This window comes from Yoonia sp. SWMV100, assembly GCF_056108365.1.
Map to the genome: position 1 here is coordinate 325,788 of NZ_JBWBAQ010000003.1, position 16,177 is coordinate 341,964.

21 protein-coding genes are annotated in these 16,177 nt (G+C 57.5%); 10 read left to right on the forward strand and 11 right to left on the reverse strand.

The genetic code is table 11. The features are described 5' to 3' along the window. Nucleotides 1–31: 31 nt before the first annotated feature. From ACXJGX_RS06450 to ACXJGX_RS06460, 3 genes are all read right to left on the reverse strand, one after another. Nucleotides 32–352 carry a hypothetical protein gene (locus ACXJGX_RS06450; RefSeq protein WP_474779809.1) on the reverse strand — a complete coding sequence of 107 codons (321 nt, stop codon included), beginning with the start codon at nucleotides 350–352 and terminating at the stop codon, nucleotides 32–34. A gap of 101 nt (nucleotides 353–453) precedes the next feature. Then, entirely contained in the window at nucleotides 454–981 is a 528-nt protein-coding gene (locus ACXJGX_RS06455) for a universal stress protein (protein WP_474779811.1), read from the reverse strand. Between the two features lie 71 nt (nucleotides 982–1,052). Next, complete coding sequence (locus tag ACXJGX_RS06460; protein WP_474779813.1) at nucleotides 1,053–1,961, reverse strand: DNA-binding protein; 909 nt, start codon at nucleotides 1,959–1,961, stop codon at nucleotides 1,053–1,055. A 96-nt stretch (nucleotides 1,962–2,057) separates the two neighbouring features. Here ACXJGX_RS06460 and ACXJGX_RS06465 point away from each other — a divergent pair, with 96 nt between their 5' ends. The 3 genes from ACXJGX_RS06465 to ACXJGX_RS06475 all read left to right on the forward strand — a co-directional run bounded on the left by ACXJGX_RS06465 (nucleotide 2,058) and on the right by ACXJGX_RS06475 (nucleotide 5,326). Continuing rightward, nucleotides 2,058–2,495: an Hsp20/alpha crystallin family protein gene (locus tag ACXJGX_RS06465; protein ID WP_474779815.1), complete on the forward strand. Its 438-nt coding sequence runs from the start codon at nucleotides 2,058–2,060 to the stop codon at nucleotides 2,493–2,495. Then, nucleotides 2,492–4,885, forward strand: coding sequence for an endopeptidase La (gene lon / locus ACXJGX_RS06470; protein WP_474779817.1), 2,394 nt, complete (start codon nucleotides 2,492–2,494; stop codon nucleotides 4,883–4,885). Before ACXJGX_RS06465 ends, lon begins: the two co-directional genes overlap by 4 nt. Nucleotides 4,886–4,969: 84 nt before the next feature. Beyond that, nucleotides 4,970–5,326, forward strand: coding sequence for an SPW repeat protein (locus tag ACXJGX_RS06475; RefSeq protein ID WP_474779818.1), 357 nt, complete (start codon nucleotides 4,970–4,972; stop codon nucleotides 5,324–5,326). Nucleotides 5,327–6,005: 679 nt separating this feature from the next. Here ACXJGX_RS06475 and ACXJGX_RS06480 read toward each other — a convergent pair. Both ACXJGX_RS06480 and ACXJGX_RS06485 read right to left on the reverse strand, forming a co-directional pair. After that, nucleotides 6,006–6,314, reverse strand: a complete 309-nt coding sequence (locus ACXJGX_RS06480; RefSeq protein ID WP_474779820.1) for a hypothetical protein — start codon at nucleotides 6,312–6,314, stop codon at nucleotides 6,006–6,008. Further along, on the reverse strand, nucleotides 6,311–6,736 hold the full coding sequence (locus tag ACXJGX_RS06485; protein WP_474779822.1) for a DUF2267 domain-containing protein: 426 nt from the start codon (nucleotides 6,734–6,736) through the stop codon (nucleotides 6,311–6,313). Before ACXJGX_RS06485 ends, ACXJGX_RS06480 begins: the two co-directional genes overlap by 4 nt. A 136-nt stretch (nucleotides 6,737–6,872) precedes the next feature. Between ACXJGX_RS06485 and ACXJGX_RS06490 the strand changes: the two genes are divergently transcribed. From ACXJGX_RS06490 to ACXJGX_RS06510, 5 genes are all read left to right on the forward strand, one after another. Further along, entirely contained in the window at nucleotides 6,873–7,304 is a 432-nt protein-coding gene (locus ACXJGX_RS06490) for a CBS domain-containing protein (RefSeq protein WP_474779824.1), read from the forward strand. An 8-nt stretch (nucleotides 7,305–7,312) separates the two neighbouring features. Continuing rightward, nucleotides 7,313–7,765, forward strand: a complete 453-nt coding sequence (locus ACXJGX_RS06495) for a host attachment protein (RefSeq protein WP_474779826.1) — start codon at nucleotides 7,313–7,315, stop codon at nucleotides 7,763–7,765. 230 nt (nucleotides 7,766–7,995) lie between these two features. Then, complete coding sequence (locus tag ACXJGX_RS06500; protein WP_474779828.1) at nucleotides 7,996–8,505, forward strand: Hsp20/alpha crystallin family protein; 510 nt, start codon at nucleotides 7,996–7,998, stop codon at nucleotides 8,503–8,505. A gap of 4 nt (nucleotides 8,506–8,509) precedes the next feature. Further along, nucleotides 8,510–9,166: a phosphoribosyltransferase gene (locus ACXJGX_RS06505; protein ID WP_474779830.1), complete on the forward strand. Its 657-nt coding sequence runs from the start codon at nucleotides 8,510–8,512 to the stop codon at nucleotides 9,164–9,166. Between the two features lie 91 nt (nucleotides 9,167–9,257). Continuing rightward, nucleotides 9,258–9,971, forward strand: a complete 714-nt coding sequence (locus ACXJGX_RS06510) for a response regulator transcription factor (protein WP_474779832.1) — start codon at nucleotides 9,258–9,260, stop codon at nucleotides 9,969–9,971. On the opposite strand, the gene ACXJGX_RS06515 is transcribed toward ACXJGX_RS06510, so the two are convergent. Next, nucleotides 9,946–11,892 (reverse strand): hybrid sensor histidine kinase/response regulator, encoded by a 1,947-nt coding sequence (locus tag ACXJGX_RS06515; RefSeq protein WP_474779834.1) that lies wholly within the window; start codon nucleotides 11,890–11,892, stop codon nucleotides 9,946–9,948. The genes ACXJGX_RS06510 and ACXJGX_RS06515 overlap by 26 nt on opposite strands. A 170-nt stretch (nucleotides 11,893–12,062) precedes the next feature. On the opposite strand from ACXJGX_RS06515, the gene ACXJGX_RS06520 reads away from it, so the two are divergent. Then, nucleotides 12,063–12,944: a Crp/Fnr family transcriptional regulator gene (locus tag ACXJGX_RS06520; RefSeq protein WP_474779836.1), complete on the forward strand. Its 882-nt coding sequence runs from the start codon at nucleotides 12,063–12,065 to the stop codon at nucleotides 12,942–12,944. Here the strand turns inward: ACXJGX_RS06520 and ACXJGX_RS06525 are convergent. Then, nucleotides 12,938–13,156 carry a hypothetical protein gene (locus ACXJGX_RS06525; protein WP_474779838.1) on the reverse strand — a complete coding sequence of 73 codons (219 nt, stop codon included), beginning with the start codon at nucleotides 13,154–13,156 and terminating at the stop codon, nucleotides 12,938–12,940. The two genes, ACXJGX_RS06520 and ACXJGX_RS06525, sit on opposite strands and share 7 nt — an antisense overlap. 29 nt (nucleotides 13,157–13,185) lie before the next feature. Here ACXJGX_RS06525 and ACXJGX_RS06530 point away from each other — a divergent pair, with 29 nt between their 5' ends. Next, the gene (locus tag ACXJGX_RS06530) at nucleotides 13,186–14,019 is read left to right on the forward strand and encodes a universal stress protein (RefSeq protein ID WP_474779840.1); all 834 of its coding nucleotides are present in this window, start codon (nucleotides 13,186–13,188) and stop codon (nucleotides 14,017–14,019) included. A 2-nt stretch (nucleotides 14,020–14,021) separates the two neighbouring features. On the opposite strand, the gene ACXJGX_RS06535 is transcribed toward ACXJGX_RS06530, so the two are convergent. The 4 genes from ACXJGX_RS06535 to ACXJGX_RS06550 all read right to left on the reverse strand — a co-directional run bounded on the left by ACXJGX_RS06535 (nucleotide 14,022) and on the right by ACXJGX_RS06550 (nucleotide 16,108). Further along, nucleotides 14,022–14,423 (reverse strand): hypothetical protein, encoded by a 402-nt coding sequence (locus ACXJGX_RS06535; RefSeq protein WP_474779842.1) that lies wholly within the window; start codon nucleotides 14,421–14,423, stop codon nucleotides 14,022–14,024. 12 nt (nucleotides 14,424–14,435) lie between these two features. After that, nucleotides 14,436–14,780, reverse strand: a complete 345-nt coding sequence (locus ACXJGX_RS06540; protein WP_474779844.1) for a hypothetical protein — start codon at nucleotides 14,778–14,780, stop codon at nucleotides 14,436–14,438. Nucleotides 14,781–14,845: 65 nt separating this feature from the next. Continuing rightward, a complete protein-coding gene (locus ACXJGX_RS06545) occupies nucleotides 14,846–15,496 on the reverse strand; it encodes a BON domain-containing protein (protein ID WP_474779845.1) in 651 nt (216 codons plus the stop codon). A gap of 333 nt (nucleotides 15,497–15,829) precedes the next feature. Then, complete coding sequence (locus tag ACXJGX_RS06550) at nucleotides 15,830–16,108, reverse strand: glycine zipper 2TM domain-containing protein (RefSeq protein ID WP_474779847.1); 279 nt, start codon at nucleotides 16,106–16,108, stop codon at nucleotides 15,830–15,832. Between the last annotated feature and the right edge of the window lie 69 nt (nucleotides 16,109–16,177).

The following is a 16,177-nucleotide window of genomic DNA, read 5'->3' on the forward strand; positions in this document are numbered from 1 at the left end:
GCACGCAAGGCGGGCGGCGACTTGCATCGCCCTACTGCCCTGCACCATCCAGCAACTTACCACGGACAGTCGCGGCAAGTTTGCGCAATCGGCCATCCCCGTCAGGTTGGCCGCGTCCGGTCTTCAGGTCGGTGATGCGTTTTTCGCTTACCCTGAAATAGCGGGCGATTTCCGCATTGCTAAGCCCCAGATCGGTGAACACCTGCACCGAAACATCGGGAAACGGTCCCATGGGATCGTCAAAAGCTGTGGCAAAGTGGCCAGCCGCCACCACCGGGCGCGGCGTGTTGCGCGCAGCGCGGGTCAGGTCATCCCATTCCCAAGAACCGGTTGCGTGGTTTTCATACGACATGGAATTATCACTCCTTTGCTGGCAAACGCATAAGGCCACGACGGGTGTCAATCATTGATGTGCATCAACAGCGTAAGGCGCCCGACAATGACGCCGCCAGATCAACTGACAATGACAACGGTGCAGGGCGCATGGTGCAACACTTTTTGGGAAACGCTTCCGACAAGTGTCTCGCGCACACGCCCAAGTCCACGTCGCCCCATCACGATCATGTCCGCATTTTCAGCTTCGGCCACGTCCAAAATCTCGTCGGCGCAATCGCCAACACGCGTTTGGGAGGTCACGTTGCGCGCCCCGGCATCTTGGGCGCGTGTTTTGGCAGTGGCCGCCACATATTCACCCAGTGCAATGATCAGCTTTGCTGTATGAACCTCGTCGACGGCACTCGATAACAGCCCGTACAACGACGCAAACCCCAAACCGCCCCGCACACCCGCACGTGTGGCGACCGTATCGACCAGATTTTCGGTTTCGGCAAATTGCTTGAATTCCACAGTAGGACGACCGTGAAGCATGACATGCACGATGCAAAGATCACGCGCCAGCTTTGCGGATAGTTCAGCGGCAAGATCAACGGCGCGGTTACTGGCCTCGGAGCCATCCGCAGCAACGACAATTTTTCCATCCATGCACCTGCTCCAGATATTGGTATCGATAAACCAAGCATATTGCGCGAACCGCATGGCTTCATTGTGCGCCGTCAATGCGCCGCGACTTCCGGTTCATTTTCATAGTAGTCTGCGCAGGCGTCTTCGCGGCCACGCACAACACGCCGCCCGGCAAGATCCCCGCGCCGCTGCGTCACGATGGTCTGTTGTGACTCGGGCGCATCGCCATGATGAAAGAAAACGACCACCCAATCCTTTGTCTTATGCAACGCATGGGCACGCGCCGTGTTGGAATACATCAAGGTCAGATGCCAATCGCCCCGCCGCAAATGCAGCACGGGCAGCCATGCCGCCCCTGCGGGGTTAAAGCGGCGCGGCGCGATCTGGCGCAATTCCCCGGCGGCCTCTTTCTGGCGGTATAACGCATCCGCTTCGAGCAAAAGCGAAACCGGCGGTTCATTGGCGGGGTCGGCCTTGCGGCTTCGGTCGCGCCGGATCGGATCAAGCCGCCCTGACAGCGCCGCCTGAATCGCCCGGCGGCGGCGTTGGCCAAGCCCCGGCACTGTCATCCTTGGATCGGCAAGCAACGCCTCTAGCTCTTCCAGACTTTGTGCGTCCAGCAGTGTCGCGAACCTGTCGGCCAGCACCGGACCTACACCCGGCACGGTTTGAAAGACACGCTCTGGTGTTGTGTCGCCGCGCAGCCGTTCAAGCTGTGTCCATCGCCCCGCTGTAAATATCTCGGCGATGGCTGCAGCGATCCCTTGCCCGATGGCTGGCAAGGCAACCAGAGCCTTGCTGCCCCCATCGCGGTAGATGTCGCGCAGCGGCGTAGGCATGTGTGCGATCTGATCTGCCGCCGTGCGATAGGCGCGGATGCGAAACAGGTCGTCACCCTGACTTTCCAAAAGGTCGGCATAGGTGCGCAGGCGATCCGCGATCTGCAAATTTTCGTGCGGGACTTTCCCGGACCAGGTGCGTGTGTTTTCTGCGGCGTTCATGTCAATCTATCCGGACCAGTGACCATATTTCACCTTGCCCAGACACCGCGCGGACGCATTGCCCACCGTCAATGCACACCCCGCAAAGGGCGGTAGATGTTCAAAGAAATGCAGCGGGGTGTCAAAGTGTCTTCGAAGTTGGTCGAAAATCATATGCTGTCGCAAGCCATCCGCCTTTTGTCGCGCATCGACGATTTGCGACAGGTCGGGTTTGAACTGGGCGACGTCTTTGATTGGGAACCCCCGCTGGACCTGATCGAAACGCAGTCAGAGGTCGTGGCCTATGTGGCCCTGCCGGGGGTGGATATGTCCGACGTGAAAATCTCGGTCGAGAATGGCGTGCTTGCGCTTTGGGGGCAACGACACCGGCCCGCGGAATGGCGTGATGCCGGGATCTTGCGGCTAGAGCTGCCTTGGGGTGCCTTCGGGCGGCGCGTCAAGGTTCCCGACGGGTGCTCTTTTGTAAAGCAAAGCGTGGTTCAGGGGTATCTTGTGATCCACCTCAAAAAACCAGTGCTGGAGATATCAACATGACTGACCCAAAGCAGTTGTTTGCGTCTGAAAATAGCAATGGTCTGGTCGACATACCCGACGACGGGTTGATCATTCTGCCCGTCCGGAATTTTGTCGCCTTTCCGGGGACGGTGTTTCCGCTTGCTGTCGGGCGCACCGCATCCGTGGCTGCGGTGGAACAGGCCGTGCGCGGGGACAAGCCGATTGGGGTTCTTTTGCAACGCGACCCGCAAGACGACACACCCGACATCGAAAGCCTGCATAAAATCGGATGTACCGCGCAAATTCTGCGTTACGTGGCGTCCCCTGACAGTGGCAATCACCTGATTTGCCGCGGAAACCGCCGGTTCCGCGTCGAGGGGCTGCTGACAAAAACCCCCTTTCCGGTCGCCCGTGTCACATTTCTGTCCGATGCGCCCGACACACGCCCCGAAACAGAGGCGCGGTTTTTTTACCTGCGCGCGTTGGCGGTCGAACTATTGGAGATTTTGCCAGACGCGCCTGTCGGTCTTGCCGATTCAGTGGGGCAGATGACCGAACCGGGGGCGCTGGCCGATCTGGCAGCAGCCTATTCCGACTTTTCTCTGGCTGACAGGCAGGACTTGCTGGAAACGCTTGATGTGGGGGGACGCATCGAAAAGACGACAAAGCTGTTGGCGCGACGGCTGGAGGTGCTGCGGATCACACGGGAGATCGGTGAACAAACCCGCGAGGTTTTCGACGAACGTCATCGCAAGGCGGTTCTGCGCGAACAGCTTGCGACGATCCGGCGCGAACTGGGTGAAAACGGGAATGGGGTCAACGAAGAGGTTGCCGGATTAAGCCGCGCCATTTCCAACGCCGGAATGCCCGACGAAACCCGCACATACGTTCTGAAGGAACTTGGGCGCTATGAAAGAATGCCGGACGTGTCCGGCGAGGCAGGCCAGTTGCGCACTTGGCTTGAATGGATGGTCGAATTGCCATGGACACTTCCTGAAGAGGCGCAAATCGATCTGGCCGAGGCCCGGCGCATTCTAGATGCCGATCACTATGGACTGACAAAAATCAAAACCCGCATCATCGAATATCTGGCCGTGCGGCGCTTGGCGCCGACCGGGCGGGCGCCGGTCTTGTGCTTTGTCGGCCCGCCCGGTGTTGGCAAAACGTCATTGGGCCAGTCTATCGCACGCGCAATGGGGCGGTCGTTTGCACGGTTCAGCCTTGGCGGTGTGCATGACGAGGCCGAGGTTCGCGGCCATCGTCGCACCTACATCGGTGCCATGCCGGGAACGGTGATACAATCGATCCGGCGCGCAGGGGCGCGCAACTGTGTTCTGATGCTGGATGAAATCGACAAACTGGGGCACGGGACGGGCGGCGACCCCTCTTCTGCCCTGCTCGAGGTGTTGGACCCCGCGCAAAACGCGACCTTTCGCGACAATTATTTAGGCGTGGATTTCGACCTGAGCCATGTCGTTTTTCTGACCACGGCGAATATGCTCGACATGATCCCCGGTCCGCTGCTGGACCGGATGGAGATCATCACGCTGCCCGGTTATCTGGAAGAAGAAAAGCTTCAGATCGCAAAGCAGCACCTGTTGAAAGCCCAGCTAGAAGCGACAGGTCTGAAACCCGATCAGGTGACAATCGACGACGACGCGCTGCGCCTGATCATCCGCAGCTACACAAGGGAGGCGGGGGTTCGAAACCTGGAACGCAAAATCGCCGCCGTTCTTAGACATGCCGCCGTAGACATCGTGGAAGGCAAGGCAGAGACGGTCCAGATCACGCAAAATAACGTGAAAGACAGTCTTGGCGCACCGCGCTACGAGAACGAAGTTGCCATGCGCACCAGCCTGCCCGGCGTCGCGACAGGATTGGCCTGGACGGCTGTCGGCGGCGATATCCTCTTTATCGAGGCAAGCCGGATACCGGGTAAGGGTACGCTTCAGCTGACCGGCCAATTGGGCGACGTCATGCGCGAAAGCGCACAGGCCGCACTGACATTGATCAGAGCGCGCGCTGACGCACTGGCCATTGATGCAAAAATATTCGAAACCTCGGACATTCACATCCACGTGCCCGCCGGGGCCACGCCAAAAGACGGGCCAAGCGCCGGAACCGCGATGTTTGCGGCTTTGGCCTCGCTTTTGCTGGGGCGTAAGTTGCGCAGCGATACCGCGATGACCGGTGAAATATCTCTGCGCGGACTGGTTCTGCCAGTGGGCGGCATTCGCGAAAAGGTTGTTGCCGCAGCCGCAGCAGGGTTGAAGCAAGTGCTGCTTCCTGCCCGCAACCGCCATGATTTCGATGACATTCCAGAGGCCGCGCGCGCCGTTCTCGACTTTGTCTGGTTAGACACCGTCGATGATGTTCTGAAACATGCGTTAGAAAACGAACCCCGCAAGGCAGCCCGCAAAAGTGCTTGATGGCTGTCAATGCACGCCATTCGGTCCGGCGTAGCCTGTGGGTATCCGTGGCGCGAACCGCGCCCACAGCTTTGGAGGATTATTATGGAACGGATGAAATGGCAGGACGGGGTGACGCTATTGGCGGGGTTAATTTTGGTGGCCGCGTTGTTTGTGATCGATTTCACGCTGCCTGAAGGCTTGGACCTTCAGACGATAACATGGAACTTCGTGCTTGTTGGGTTTGCCGCTGTCGTGGTTGCGGGCGCGGCGCTTTATGCCCCGCAGGCATGGGAAGAATGGGTCGCGGTCGCGCTTGGTGTGTGGATGATCGCGTCGCCTTGGGTTCTTGGCTTTAGCACCGTCACTGTCTTGATGTGGCTGGCGGTCATCTGCGGGGCGATCATTACGGTCATGGCCGTTTTTGTTCTGCTGCAACCCGATCGCAAACGCCGTTTTTAACAGCGGCGACAAAAGAACCGGGGTGGCATGTGCCGCCCCGGTTCTATCGTGATCCCACCACCATAGCGTGTGCTTTCATGACGGGCTGCCGGGCCAGGCCTTCACAATCCAGGTCGCCCCCCGGCGCGCTCACCTTCCCCCGACAGCCCCAATCAACAAGGTTCATTGCTTTTCCGGCGATCATCCAACGGTCTGCGCCCTGCGACGTTTTCCTGCGGACATTCCCCGGTTCTGCTCCTCTTGCCGATATGCACACAAGGCCTCGTTCAGGACAGCGCGCAGGCAAATGGCCACCACCAATTTGCGATCTGCGTGGCACAGGGCACCATGCAAGCCCGAACAAAACCTTTAAAGGTCTTGGTTTCATGACAAAGGACTGTCAGGTTCAAACCTAGTTTCCAAAGATTCCTTTGAAATCTATCGCCTTCCCCCGACAGCCCCCGACCAACAAGTCTCTTTGCTTTCCCGGTGCATCATCTCGCGGTTTGCGCCTTGCGACGTTTTCCAACGATCTTTCTCCAGTTCCACTCCTCTTGTCGATGTCTTCAGAATGCTTGGTTCGCGGCGATTCGACATTGACGGCCATCAACGATCAACACATTTTACCGGATCATTTCCGCGAAATGTCAGCCAGCGTAACGGGATCACCGCGGTCAACTGGTTGTGACGTGCGTGGGTTTTACGGGCTTCGCAGCACACGCCCGCGGGTCGGTATTTTGCTGATGGGCGGGATGTGATAGGACCAGCCTTGCCGCTTTGCAAATGTCAAAGCGCTGGCAAAATCGGGGAATTTCAGCGTGACGGTACCAATGGATTTTTCAGGTGCCACCCTGCGCAAAAGCGATTGCAACCGCGGTGCCATCGCTGGCGCGAACTCTAGAAACCAGCACTGCGAACAGGGCGCGCCATTGGCAGATCGGTAGATCAACGCTTGCGCCGTGTCGTGCGGGACCGGATGCGCACCGCTGCTGACGTATGCCAAATTCACCGCCACAGGTCCTTTAGGGGTGGGCGCACCGCTGCGCTGGTCGGCGCGGTATCATCGGTCGATACTTTGTGGCGCAGCAGGTCAAAAACGGCGACAACAGCGCGTTCCGGATCCTCTAGCGGCGTCTTGTCGAATTTATCCGAAATCCGGTGCAAAAAGGCGGTCTTGCTGCGGGGATGGACAGGCGTCTTGGACGGGGTCCAGCCGGTAAAGTAGATCCCGCGCAGGATCAGCGGCAGTTGCTCGGCCAGATCGGCGGCTTCTTCAACGCTTAGAAAATCGCGGACGGCCTGTAGCGTTTCCGCCAAAAGCAAAAGCGCGCGCCCTTTTTCGCTCCATTCAAGGTCCTGACAAATAAAATTCGTCCATTCCGCGACAACCTGAGGGGCCTCGTCGATGGGCGTATGTCCCGTGGCTTTCATGGCTATTTTCCCTACTTGCATCACCGCAGTCTTGGCCGAAACGGGGGACGCCGCATTGACGGCCATCATTTGGCTGGCTTGACAGCTGTCAATGCAACAGCCGCCGATTGGCGCAATACGTTGGTTAGGATTATTCATGGAGGATATGATGAAAGTCAGCGAAGCAATGCATGCCCCGGCAGAATGGGTAGAAGCCGACACCCCTGTCAGCGAGATCGCCGCGCGTATGGCAAAGGACGACATCGGCGCCGTCCCGATCGGCAGAAACGACAAACTGGTCGGCATGATCACCGATCGCGATCTGGCGACCCGCGTCGTGGCCAAAGGATTGGACGCGAAGACGACAAAAGCCGAAGACGTAATGACAAAAGGTGTCGTCTTTTGCCGCACCGAAGAATCCGTCGCGGATGCGGTCCACCTGATGGACCAGAAAAAAATTCGCCGGCTGCCCGTTCTGAATGACAAAAAACGCATGGTTGGGATGCTCAGTCTGGGCGATGTGGCACATGCTGCGGGGCTTCAGCTTGCGGGGGAATTAACACGCGCCGTGGCGGATCATCACAGATAGGAATCGCCATGATGCATGCCCCGACGATCTGGTATATTATTATGAACACGAACCGGGCACGGATCTTGCGCGAACTGCCCGGCCCGCATGACCCGCTTCCCGCCGAGATCACCATGCAAGGCCGGCGGCGCAATATGGCTGACATCATCGCAGATCAACCCACCAGCAGCTTTGCGTCTGCGGGCGGGGGCCGGCGGTCGTCGGTAGAACCCGGATCAGACCCGGTTGGCGAAGACGAACGTATTTTTATCGGTGAAGTACAAGATTTCCTGACAAAGGAGGCGGCGGCGATGGCCTATGATCAGCTTGTCGTCATCGCGACACCCGATGCTATGGGAAAATGGCGCGCACAGGCGTCGCCGGACCTGAAACGCCACGTGAAACAGGAAATTATCCGCAACCTTGTGGCTTTCTCGGCGCATGAACTGGTTGCCGCAGTGCGGGCGCTGGTCAAGCTGTGATCGGTCACACGGCACCGCCCGGCCGAAAAGATTGCCACAGCGGGCCGCGCGTTATTGACGTTCATCAATGCCGACGTGTCGGCGCACTGTTACGCATGTTGTGTTCGTGAACTCGTTTTACATCGGTGGATGTAAAAAGATCTGTCCCTTCGAGATCGCGAAAACCGCCATTGGCTGCGCCGGTCAGTCCCCAGACCCCGGCCAATGGCGCCACATTAAAGGAGAGCAAAATGCTTGGAAAACCTACAAACGTCCCTGTCACCCGCGAAAGCCGGACACCGTCCCACACCCTCAGCCCCTGGACCGGCTTTGGCAGTCTCCGGGATGAAATGGAACGACTGTTCGACAATTTCGAACCACGTCATTGGTTTGACCGCCCAGCGTCAGACAGGGGGCAGACCTTTGCGCTGTGTCCCGCTATCGATCTGGTCGAAGACGAAAAGGGCTATTCTGTTTCAGCGGAACTTCCGGGACTTGAGCCAGAGGCGATCCACGTCAAGATTAGCAATGGCACACTGACCATCAGCGGCGAAAAATCCGAGGAAAAGGTGGAAGACGATGCCAGCCACCACCTGAGCGAACGGCGCTGGGGGAGTTTCCTGCGGACAATCCGGATGCCTGACAACGTCGATAAGGACAAGATCGACGCGCAGTTCTCCAAGGGTGTGCTGACGGTCCATATGCCGAAATCAGAGGCTGCGATGGCCGCAGAAAAGACGATCGCGGTCAAAGCCGCCTAAGGCCGTGCAATCGCATCTTTTTCAAAATCGTTCGGAGGCCGCGACCCAATTGATCGCGGCACTTCCGCCGTTTGTTGATCGCACCTGGCTGGTGTGCGGACTGCCGCGCGGCGGTGTTCCGATCGCGGCGGCAATCGCACGCCACCTTGGTGCACAACTGGACGTGCTGATTGTGCGCAAGGTGGGTGCGCCCGCGAACCCGGAACTGGCGGTCGCGGCCGTGACCGGACCAAGGGATGATCAGATTGTTATCAACAAAGCCGTACAGCGCCTGTACGGATTGACCGATGCAGACATCCACGCGCTGGCCATCCAACCCGCCAAAGACGTGGAGGCCCGCAGACGTATGTGGGCGCAGGATGATGCGCCAACCACTGTGTCAGGGCGTGATATTTTAATCGTTGATGACGGCGCCGCGACCGGCACCACGCTTGCCGCGGCGATTGCCGCCGCCCGACAACAGGGTGCGCGTCGGATCATTGCGGTCATTCCCGTCGCGCTACAGGGTGCGTTAACCCACCTGCATGCATCGGATGTTCAGGTGATATGTCTGCATCACCCGGACCATCTGTCGTCGGTGGGTGAGGCATATCAGCAATTCCCGCAGGTCAGTGATGTGCAAGTTGCCGATTTTCTTTCAACCGGCCGCCGCATAAAGTAACGGCCGCATAGCCGCGCCCTATGACCATGCCACGCTATGCCGATGCTTTTTATTCACGTAAAACAGAATTTTACGGATCGCCCCATCTGCCATGAATGACCCATCCATCCTTGTCGTCGAAGACGACCCTGACATTCGCAGCGCGTTGAAACACAGCCTGTTGGCCCAAGGGTATCAGGTATTCGAAGCCTGGGATCGTGCCACGATGTTTGCCTGCCTTGAGACGCAAAAAATATCCATCGTCACCTTGGACCTTAATCTGGGCGGGGACGATGGCCTGGAGCTTGCGCGCGAAATGCGCGGCAAGTGGAACATCCCCGTCATCATGATTTCCGGCCGCACACACCCCTATGACCGTGTGCGGGGGCTGGAATGCGGTGCCGATGACTATATCGTGAAGCCGTTTCACATCAAAGAGGTCTCTCTTCGGATCAATCAGATCATGAAACGCTATCAGGCCACCGTCGATACCCCCACAAAAGTGCTATTCGATCACAGCGAACTTGATCTGCAACGCAAAATCGCCCGCCACCTTGATGGCACCCCGCTGGATTTGACCGCGATGGAAATGAAGTTGCTGGAACTTTTCGTGCGCCATCCCAATCGCGTGCTCAGCCGGGATGAAATATCGAACGCCTTGCATGGCCGCGATTGGTCGCCCTACGACCGGACCATTGACGGGCATGTCGCACGGCTGCGCCGCAAGATCGAATCACCGGGCGAGGCGCCGCTTTTGATCCGGTCGGTGCGCGGGGTCGGCTATGTTTTCAGCGGCGAGGTTATCGCAGCGTCGCAGCTTGGTTGATCGCGCGTGCGACCGCTTGTGCCAAGGCGGCCAGTGAATAGGGTTTTTTCAAAATCTCGGCCCCCCGCGCGCCCGTCTTGGCATGACTGCGCTGTTGGGATGTGTGCCCGGTTGCCAGCAAGACGCCAACCATGGAATAGCGCGTGCTGATCATTTCTTCCAAATCGAACCCCGAAATGTCCCCCGGCATCACGACATCCGAAAACACCAGATCAACGGGTTCGCCTTCGGCCAACAGATCAAGCGCGGCTTGCCCGTTCGATGCTGCGATCACGGCATATCCCAGGGCTTCCAAGCGGTTCAAAGTCGCCTCACGCACCAACGCGTCATCTTCGACAACCAGCACAAGTTCACCATTCCCCAGCGGCATCGGTTCCTTTTGATCGCGGTTGACAGGAAGGCCCCGCGCAATCGGCAGAAACAGTGATACTTTTGTGCCCTCGCCCGGTTCGGATTGGATCGCCATAAAGCCGTGGATACGTGCCATCGCGGTCGCCACGCTGGTCAGACCAAGACCCGAACCCATTTGCCGTGGCTTTGTGGTAAAAAACGGTTCGCTGGCGCGGGCGATCTCTGATTTGGTCATACCTTTCCCTTCGTCCGAGACACTCAGCTCTAAAAAATGGCCCTGCCGGCCGTCCACAATTTCCGCCGCAGCCGCGTCATCAAGGTCGACAATATGTGTCGCGATACTGATCGTGCCTCCCTTTGGTTGGGCGTCATGCGCGTTGACCACAAGGTTCAAGATCGCACCGTCCAGTTCGGCGGGATCCATCAGAACGCAAAGATCTTTGGCGCCGGGCAAAAATTTTAAGGCGATATGTTCGTTCATCAGACGTTCAAACATGACCCAGATGCTAAGGATGTGATCGTCAAGCCGGATCAATTGCGGGGCGGCTTCCCTGATCCCGGAAAGCGCCAGCAGCCGCTTGTTGAACCCTCCGCCGATCTCGGCTGCCTGGATGGCGTTTTGCAGAAATTCGTTGGTTTGTGTGTCTGAAACACGCAGCTTTGCCAATTCGACATTGGCCAGAATGACGGAAAGAAGGTTGTTGAAATCATGCGTGATGATTCCCGTGATCCGGCCGATCGATTCCAGACTTTGCGATCTGGCGCTGGACATCTCGAAATCCTGCCACGCGGTTTTATCCAGCAAGACGCCCACAAACCCCGATGGTTTTTTCTCTTTTCCGGCAGCAGAAAAAAGAACCTGACCAATGAACTGCATCTTGCGCACCCTGCCCGCAATGACGGGCGCGATATGAGCACTAAAGACACCATCGGTTCGCGGATCGCGCGCGCGGTGCAGTGATTCCAGAAATCGGTCTTTGTCGGTCGGCTTTAACAGCGCGATCAGGCTGTCCAGATCAACCGGCGCATTGTGCCCGTCAAGGCCAAGTTTCTTGCACGCGTTTTGGCTGGCGGATATTTCGGCCGTGTCGAATTCCCATTCGATGACCCCCGCATCCAACACGTTGATCACGAACTTTAACTGCTTTTTGCTATCTTGTAGGCGCTCTTCTGCCAGCTTCTGTGCGGTAAGATCCTCGCTGAAAATGGCGACCCCGGTGATGTCGCCCTGCGCGTCGATCACGGGTTGCGTGCGCCACCGCTCGTAAGTCTTTTGGTCGGGCGCCAGTTCCAACCATTCGCCATCGCAGGATATTTCTTCACCGGCCAGCGCACGACGATGGGCGTCGATGAAATGTGCAGGAAGGTCTGGAAACAAATCGTAATGGCTTACGCCCCTTAGATCGCGGCCAGCAATGCCATACCGGTTCGCCCATAACTGCGACCACGTCACGTATCGCATGTCACGGTCGAACATCGCCATCGCCAGCGGCGCATTGGAGATGAATGTCGACACTTGGGTGTCAGTGATATCCGATGGGGGTCCACCCAACTGTCCGTCGCTTTCCATGCATGGTTCACCTTGAAAGTATATTATTTATTCCAGCGGAAAACCCGCACGCACAATTCTACACAATTCTCGGCACCACGTCCCGGCCCGAAACCTCTAAGTTGACTTTAGGTGAAGCAAATACACCTAAGCGGACCTTGATCTGCTAACATGCATCGGGAGAAAACCAAATGAATGTTACCACAAATGCTTTACAGTCAGTACCCAATAGCTGCGCCTCTTGCGCGGCGCGTTTTCAGGGATTTTGTGATCTGCTCAACGGCACTTGTGCCACTGCATTTTTGGCAAAAAGCGAGCAGACGCAACACAAACGCGGCGAAGATCTGCTGTTACAGGGTGAGCGAACGGAAAAAATCGGTATCATCGCATCGGGTTTAGTCGAGGTCGTTTTGCTGACCGAAGAAGGCGAACACCTGATCCTTCAGATGCTGAAACCCGGTGAAATTGTGGGTGATCTTTGTAAAACTGTGAACACGTTTTCATGGGAGGCCGCCACACCAGTCAGAATTTGCTGGATCAGCCGTGCCAAGCTTGACGTGATGATGCGTGATGAACCGGACCTTTACCGTGCCTATCTCGAAGTGATCGCCCGTCAGCTTGATACGCATCGGGTTTGGGTGGCCGCGATGCGCGGGCGCAACACAATGCAACGCATCGCGTTCTGGGTTCTGCATCAAATGCCGGACGTCCGAAACGGTCAAAATACAACCGTCAAAATCGCGCTGACGCGGCGGGATTTGGCATCGTTTCTGGATATGACCGTCGAAACGCTTTGTCGGGGGTTGTACCAGCTTGCTGACCATGATGCGGTGCGCATTCTGAACCCAGAACTGATCGAAGTCACCAACACCGCCAAGCTGCGACTGCTGGCGCGCTGCGCGGACATACGCGTGAGCGCGGCGTTGCATTCGGGCGACACCGTGGCCAAGGCAGACAATCCTTTCTACATTTCCCAGCAACCGCGCGATGTTATGCCGCCGCATTTTGCAGGCACCCGAGTGGCCAGTCGCAATAACGCAGGTTCGCAGCCGCTGAATGACCGCCGTCAATGAAACACCGCGCACTCTGTCGTTTTGTGGTTCCGGGTCGATACCCGATCACTAAAGGAGGCCGAAATGGCAGATCCCAAATCGAAACCGAAGCCCGCAAAGCCGGGCAGTAAACCTGCGCCGTCGATCGCAAAGCCCGCAAAGCCTGCGCCCGCACAAAAGGCCGGTTCCAAATGACCAAAGTGCCACTCCGCAAACGGGGTGGCATCTTTCATCAATCGCCTCACATGCAAGGACATTTGAAATGACCGTTAAAACAATCGCCCTCATTGTATTCGACTCTGCCGAGGCAGAATGGCTTATTCAGAAATGCAGCGCGCTCGCAGTTGCGTTTGATGCCCATGTGATCGGCTTGCACGCATTTTCGCAGGTTGTTTTCTATGACGGCATCATGGCGGCGCCAATGGTTTATCCGACGCTTCAGGCGTGGGAAAAAGACGAATCCAACAAGATCAAAGATCTATTTGACGAAACCATGCGCAAAAATGATCTGCGGTCAGAGTTCCGGCGCCAAGACGCGCTTTATGGCAGCGAAACCTTTCTTCTTGCCGGAACAAGAGGCGCGGATCTTGTCGTCATGGGCTACAATGGCGCGACCACCCGGTCGCCGGACGATCAAGCCATGGCGCATCGGTTAATTCGCAATCTGGGTCGCCCTGTGCTGGTGCTGTCACCCGACGCCGCTGTCGTCGCGCCCTTTGAAACAATCGCCATCGGCTGGACAGAAACCCGCGAAGCAACACGCGCCGCGCACGATGCGATTGCGTTGGCAAAACCGGGCGCGGCCATCAGCCTGATCGCGTTGGTTGCGCACGCCGGCGAGGAAACCCAAGGATTCGACAGTCGCGATGATTTGGCCACCGCGCTGGACCGGCACGGATACAAGGTCACGACAACCGACAAATTGGCAACCGCCGATCATCGCGGCAAAGAACTGCTGCGCGCAGCAACCGAGGCAAACGCCACCTTGTTGGTGGCGGGTGCTTTCGGGCATTCGCAATTCTATGATTTTATGTTTGGTGCAGTGACAAGCTATCTTTTGCAAAACGCCAAACTGCCCGTGTTGCTGTCGCGGTGACCCTAGTCTTTGCCGTCGGCATCCTGACCGAATAGCAAAAATGCCACCGCCGCGGACATTACGCTCGCGGCGGCAAGCGTAAGCCCCAGTTTTTTCTTATCGTTCAGACCGGACACGATCGCGCGCGTGACGACCGCAGCCAACGTGGCGTCTTGGGCTTGATCACGTGCGTGCCGGGACTCCAAAGACGGTGCCAGCAACCGGCCAATCACGACCACAAAAACGGCGGCCGTCACAAGCACGCCCGCCATAACAAGCAGTGCCACACCAGTGCCCAGCGCAGGGCGCATCAGCACGATACCAGCGGCAACAAGGCACACCCACGCCGTAAGGCAAAGAATGCCAACGCCTGCATAAACCGCAGCCTTGCGCATCTTTGCCTCCATCGCGTCACGCAAGAACATGGCGCGCGTCCGTCAATGGTTTCGGCGCGTAAGCATACCGAGAATGAGACCAAACCCGATCACGCCCAGCAGGCCCCCGGCCCATGCCCCCGGATGTTCACGCAGGCTGCCTTCGACATTCTTTTCAAGCTGCACAACCCGCCGCTCCAGAATATCTAGGGTTTGGCGCCCGTGGCGCATCAGGTTTTCGGATTGCTCTTCAAATTCATCACCGACCTCGCTCAGGCTTTTTCTGCCAATCTTTTTGAGCAGCTTGCCAAGATCCTGCACGGCACCGCGCAGCTCTCTGATATCCTCGCCGACATCACCCGAAATCGTATCCTGTTTTTCCGATGTTTTCATCATATCCTCTGGCATCTTAATTCCTCCTTTCACGAAACAGACAGGTGCCGGAACGGTCTACGTTCCGGCACAACGGGGCATCAGGCACCGATTGCGATGTGGTCAACGACGCTGGTTACACCCGGTGCAGCCCATGCCGCCCGTTCCGCAGCGTCGCGTTCAGCCCACGTGCGCACCTTGCCATCCAGCGTGACCTTGTGGTTATCCACCTTCACCTGAATACGCATGGCTTCCAGTTCGGCATCCCGTCTCAGGGCATTCTCGATGCGCTGACGCACGTCTGACGGGCTGACGCTCGCTTCGATCGTGATCAGATTAGAGACGGCTTTGACGCCAGCCAGGTTACGCACCGCTCTTTCGGCCGCCTGCTTTTCAAAGTTCCATTTCACCTTGCCGCTAAGCGCGACAAGACCCTTTTCGACCTTTACCTGCACAGCATCTTTGGGAATTGAACTGTTCCAACGCAGTGAATCAGCCGCACGTTTTGCGATTTCGTCGTCCGCGGTCATATGTGATCCGATCGGGCGAACCTCGATTTCCTGCGCAATGGCGCGCACGCCCTTGACCCGTTTCACGATGTCCTCGGCTGTGCGTTTCTGCCAATATGTTGGCACATGGCCGGTCAGCGTGACGGTGCCGTCTTCGACGGCCACGCCAATGTCGGCGGCGTCGATGCTTGGGTCAAAATCCAACTCGTCGATGACATCTTGTCTGAGTTCAGTGTCTTGCATGATGTGTCCTCCTGGGTGCAAAGTTAATCTGATTGATATGCCCATTGTGACGCATGGATCGCCTGAGTCATTGACAGCGGACAACACCGCACGCGGCCGGGACAGATTCAGTAATGTGGTGCTTTTGGCGCGGCGACGCGCAGCCATCCGCCCAAGCGGTGACTGTGATGTACCGGAATTTATCGTTTTGCGCAGCGTTGGAGATGGCGGCGGACAGCACACCGACCCTACGATTGACAATTTTGGTCACAGCCGGCGACGCGTCAACGTTGCGATAGCTGATGATCGGTTCAATCTGCATGTGTCGACGTGCTTTTTTTGTGTCAGAAATATCTAGCTGCACGGTGCGATAAAATATGTGCCGTCACCGCGTGCATAGGCGCAGTCGCCGGTCGCATTGTTTTGCGCAACCAGCGTACCAGCCGCCGCCCCGACCAAGGCAGCAATCAAGCGCCAGTTGTTGTCGGCATCCAATGCTTCGGCTGTGATCAAACCCGCTGCTGCGCCCGCCGTCATACCCACAACCGTGCGTTGGTCGGACGTCAGGTTGTCACATCCAGCCACTATCAAAAGGCCCAAGGCCCCGGCGGAACATTTCAGAAGGTTTTTCATTTTCAACTCCTTGGTCAGTCTGGTTCGCTGCAACGTTCCCATGGAATTGACGGCGGTTTCATTGACGAC

Coding starts and splice junctions, on each gene's coding strand:
- ACXJGX_RS06450 (WP_474779809.1), bottom strand. CDS start 352: ATGTCGTATGAAAACCACGCAACCGGTTCTTGGGAATGGGATGACCTG.
- ACXJGX_RS06455 (WP_474779811.1), bottom strand. CDS start 981: ATGGATGGAAAAATTGTCGTTGCTGCGGATGGCTCCGAGGCCAGTAAC.
- ACXJGX_RS06460 (WP_474779813.1), bottom strand. CDS start 1,961: ATGAACGCCGCAGAAAACACACGCACCTGGTCCGGGAAAGTCCCGCAC.
- ACXJGX_RS06465 (WP_474779815.1), top strand. CDS start 2,058: ATGTTCAAAGAAATGCAGCGGGGTGTCAAAGTGTCTTCGAAGTTGGTC.
- lon (WP_474779817.1), top strand. CDS start 2,492: ATGACTGACCCAAAGCAGTTGTTTGCGTCTGAAAATAGCAATGGTCTG.
- ACXJGX_RS06475 (WP_474779818.1), top strand. CDS start 4,970: ATGGAACGGATGAAATGGCAGGACGGGGTGACGCTATTGGCGGGGTTA.
- ACXJGX_RS06485 (WP_474779822.1), bottom strand. CDS start 6,736: ATGAAAGCCACGGGACATACGCCCATCGACGAGGCCCCTCAGGTTGTC.
- ACXJGX_RS06490 (WP_474779824.1), top strand. CDS start 6,873: ATGGAGGATATGATGAAAGTCAGCGAAGCAATGCATGCCCCGGCAGAA.
- ACXJGX_RS06495 (WP_474779826.1), top strand. CDS start 7,313: ATGATGCATGCCCCGACGATCTGGTATATTATTATGAACACGAACCGG.
- ACXJGX_RS06500 (WP_474779828.1), top strand. CDS start 7,996: ATGCTTGGAAAACCTACAAACGTCCCTGTCACCCGCGAAAGCCGGACA.
- ACXJGX_RS06510 (WP_474779832.1), top strand. CDS start 9,258: ATGAATGACCCATCCATCCTTGTCGTCGAAGACGACCCTGACATTCGC.
- ACXJGX_RS06515 (WP_474779834.1), bottom strand. CDS start 11,892: ATGGAAAGCGACGGACAGTTGGGTGGACCCCCATCGGATATCACTGAC.
- ACXJGX_RS06520 (WP_474779836.1), top strand. CDS start 12,063: ATGAATGTTACCACAAATGCTTTACAGTCAGTACCCAATAGCTGCGCC.
- ACXJGX_RS06525 (WP_474779838.1), bottom strand. CDS start 13,156: ATGAAAGATGCCACCCCGTTTGCGGAGTGGCACTTTGGTCATTTGGAA.
- ACXJGX_RS06530 (WP_474779840.1), top strand. CDS start 13,186: ATGACCGTTAAAACAATCGCCCTCATTGTATTCGACTCTGCCGAGGCA.
- ACXJGX_RS06535 (WP_474779842.1), bottom strand. CDS start 14,423: ATGTTCTTGCGTGACGCGATGGAGGCAAAGATGCGCAAGGCTGCGGTT.
- ACXJGX_RS06540 (WP_474779844.1), bottom strand. CDS start 14,780: ATGCCAGAGGATATGATGAAAACATCGGAAAAACAGGATACGATTTCG.
- ACXJGX_RS06545 (WP_474779845.1), bottom strand. CDS start 15,496: ATGCAAGACACTGAACTCAGACAAGATGTCATCGACGAGTTGGATTTT.
- ACXJGX_RS06550 (WP_474779847.1), bottom strand. CDS start 16,108: ATGAAAAACCTTCTGAAATGTTCCGCCGGGGCCTTGGGCCTTTTGATA.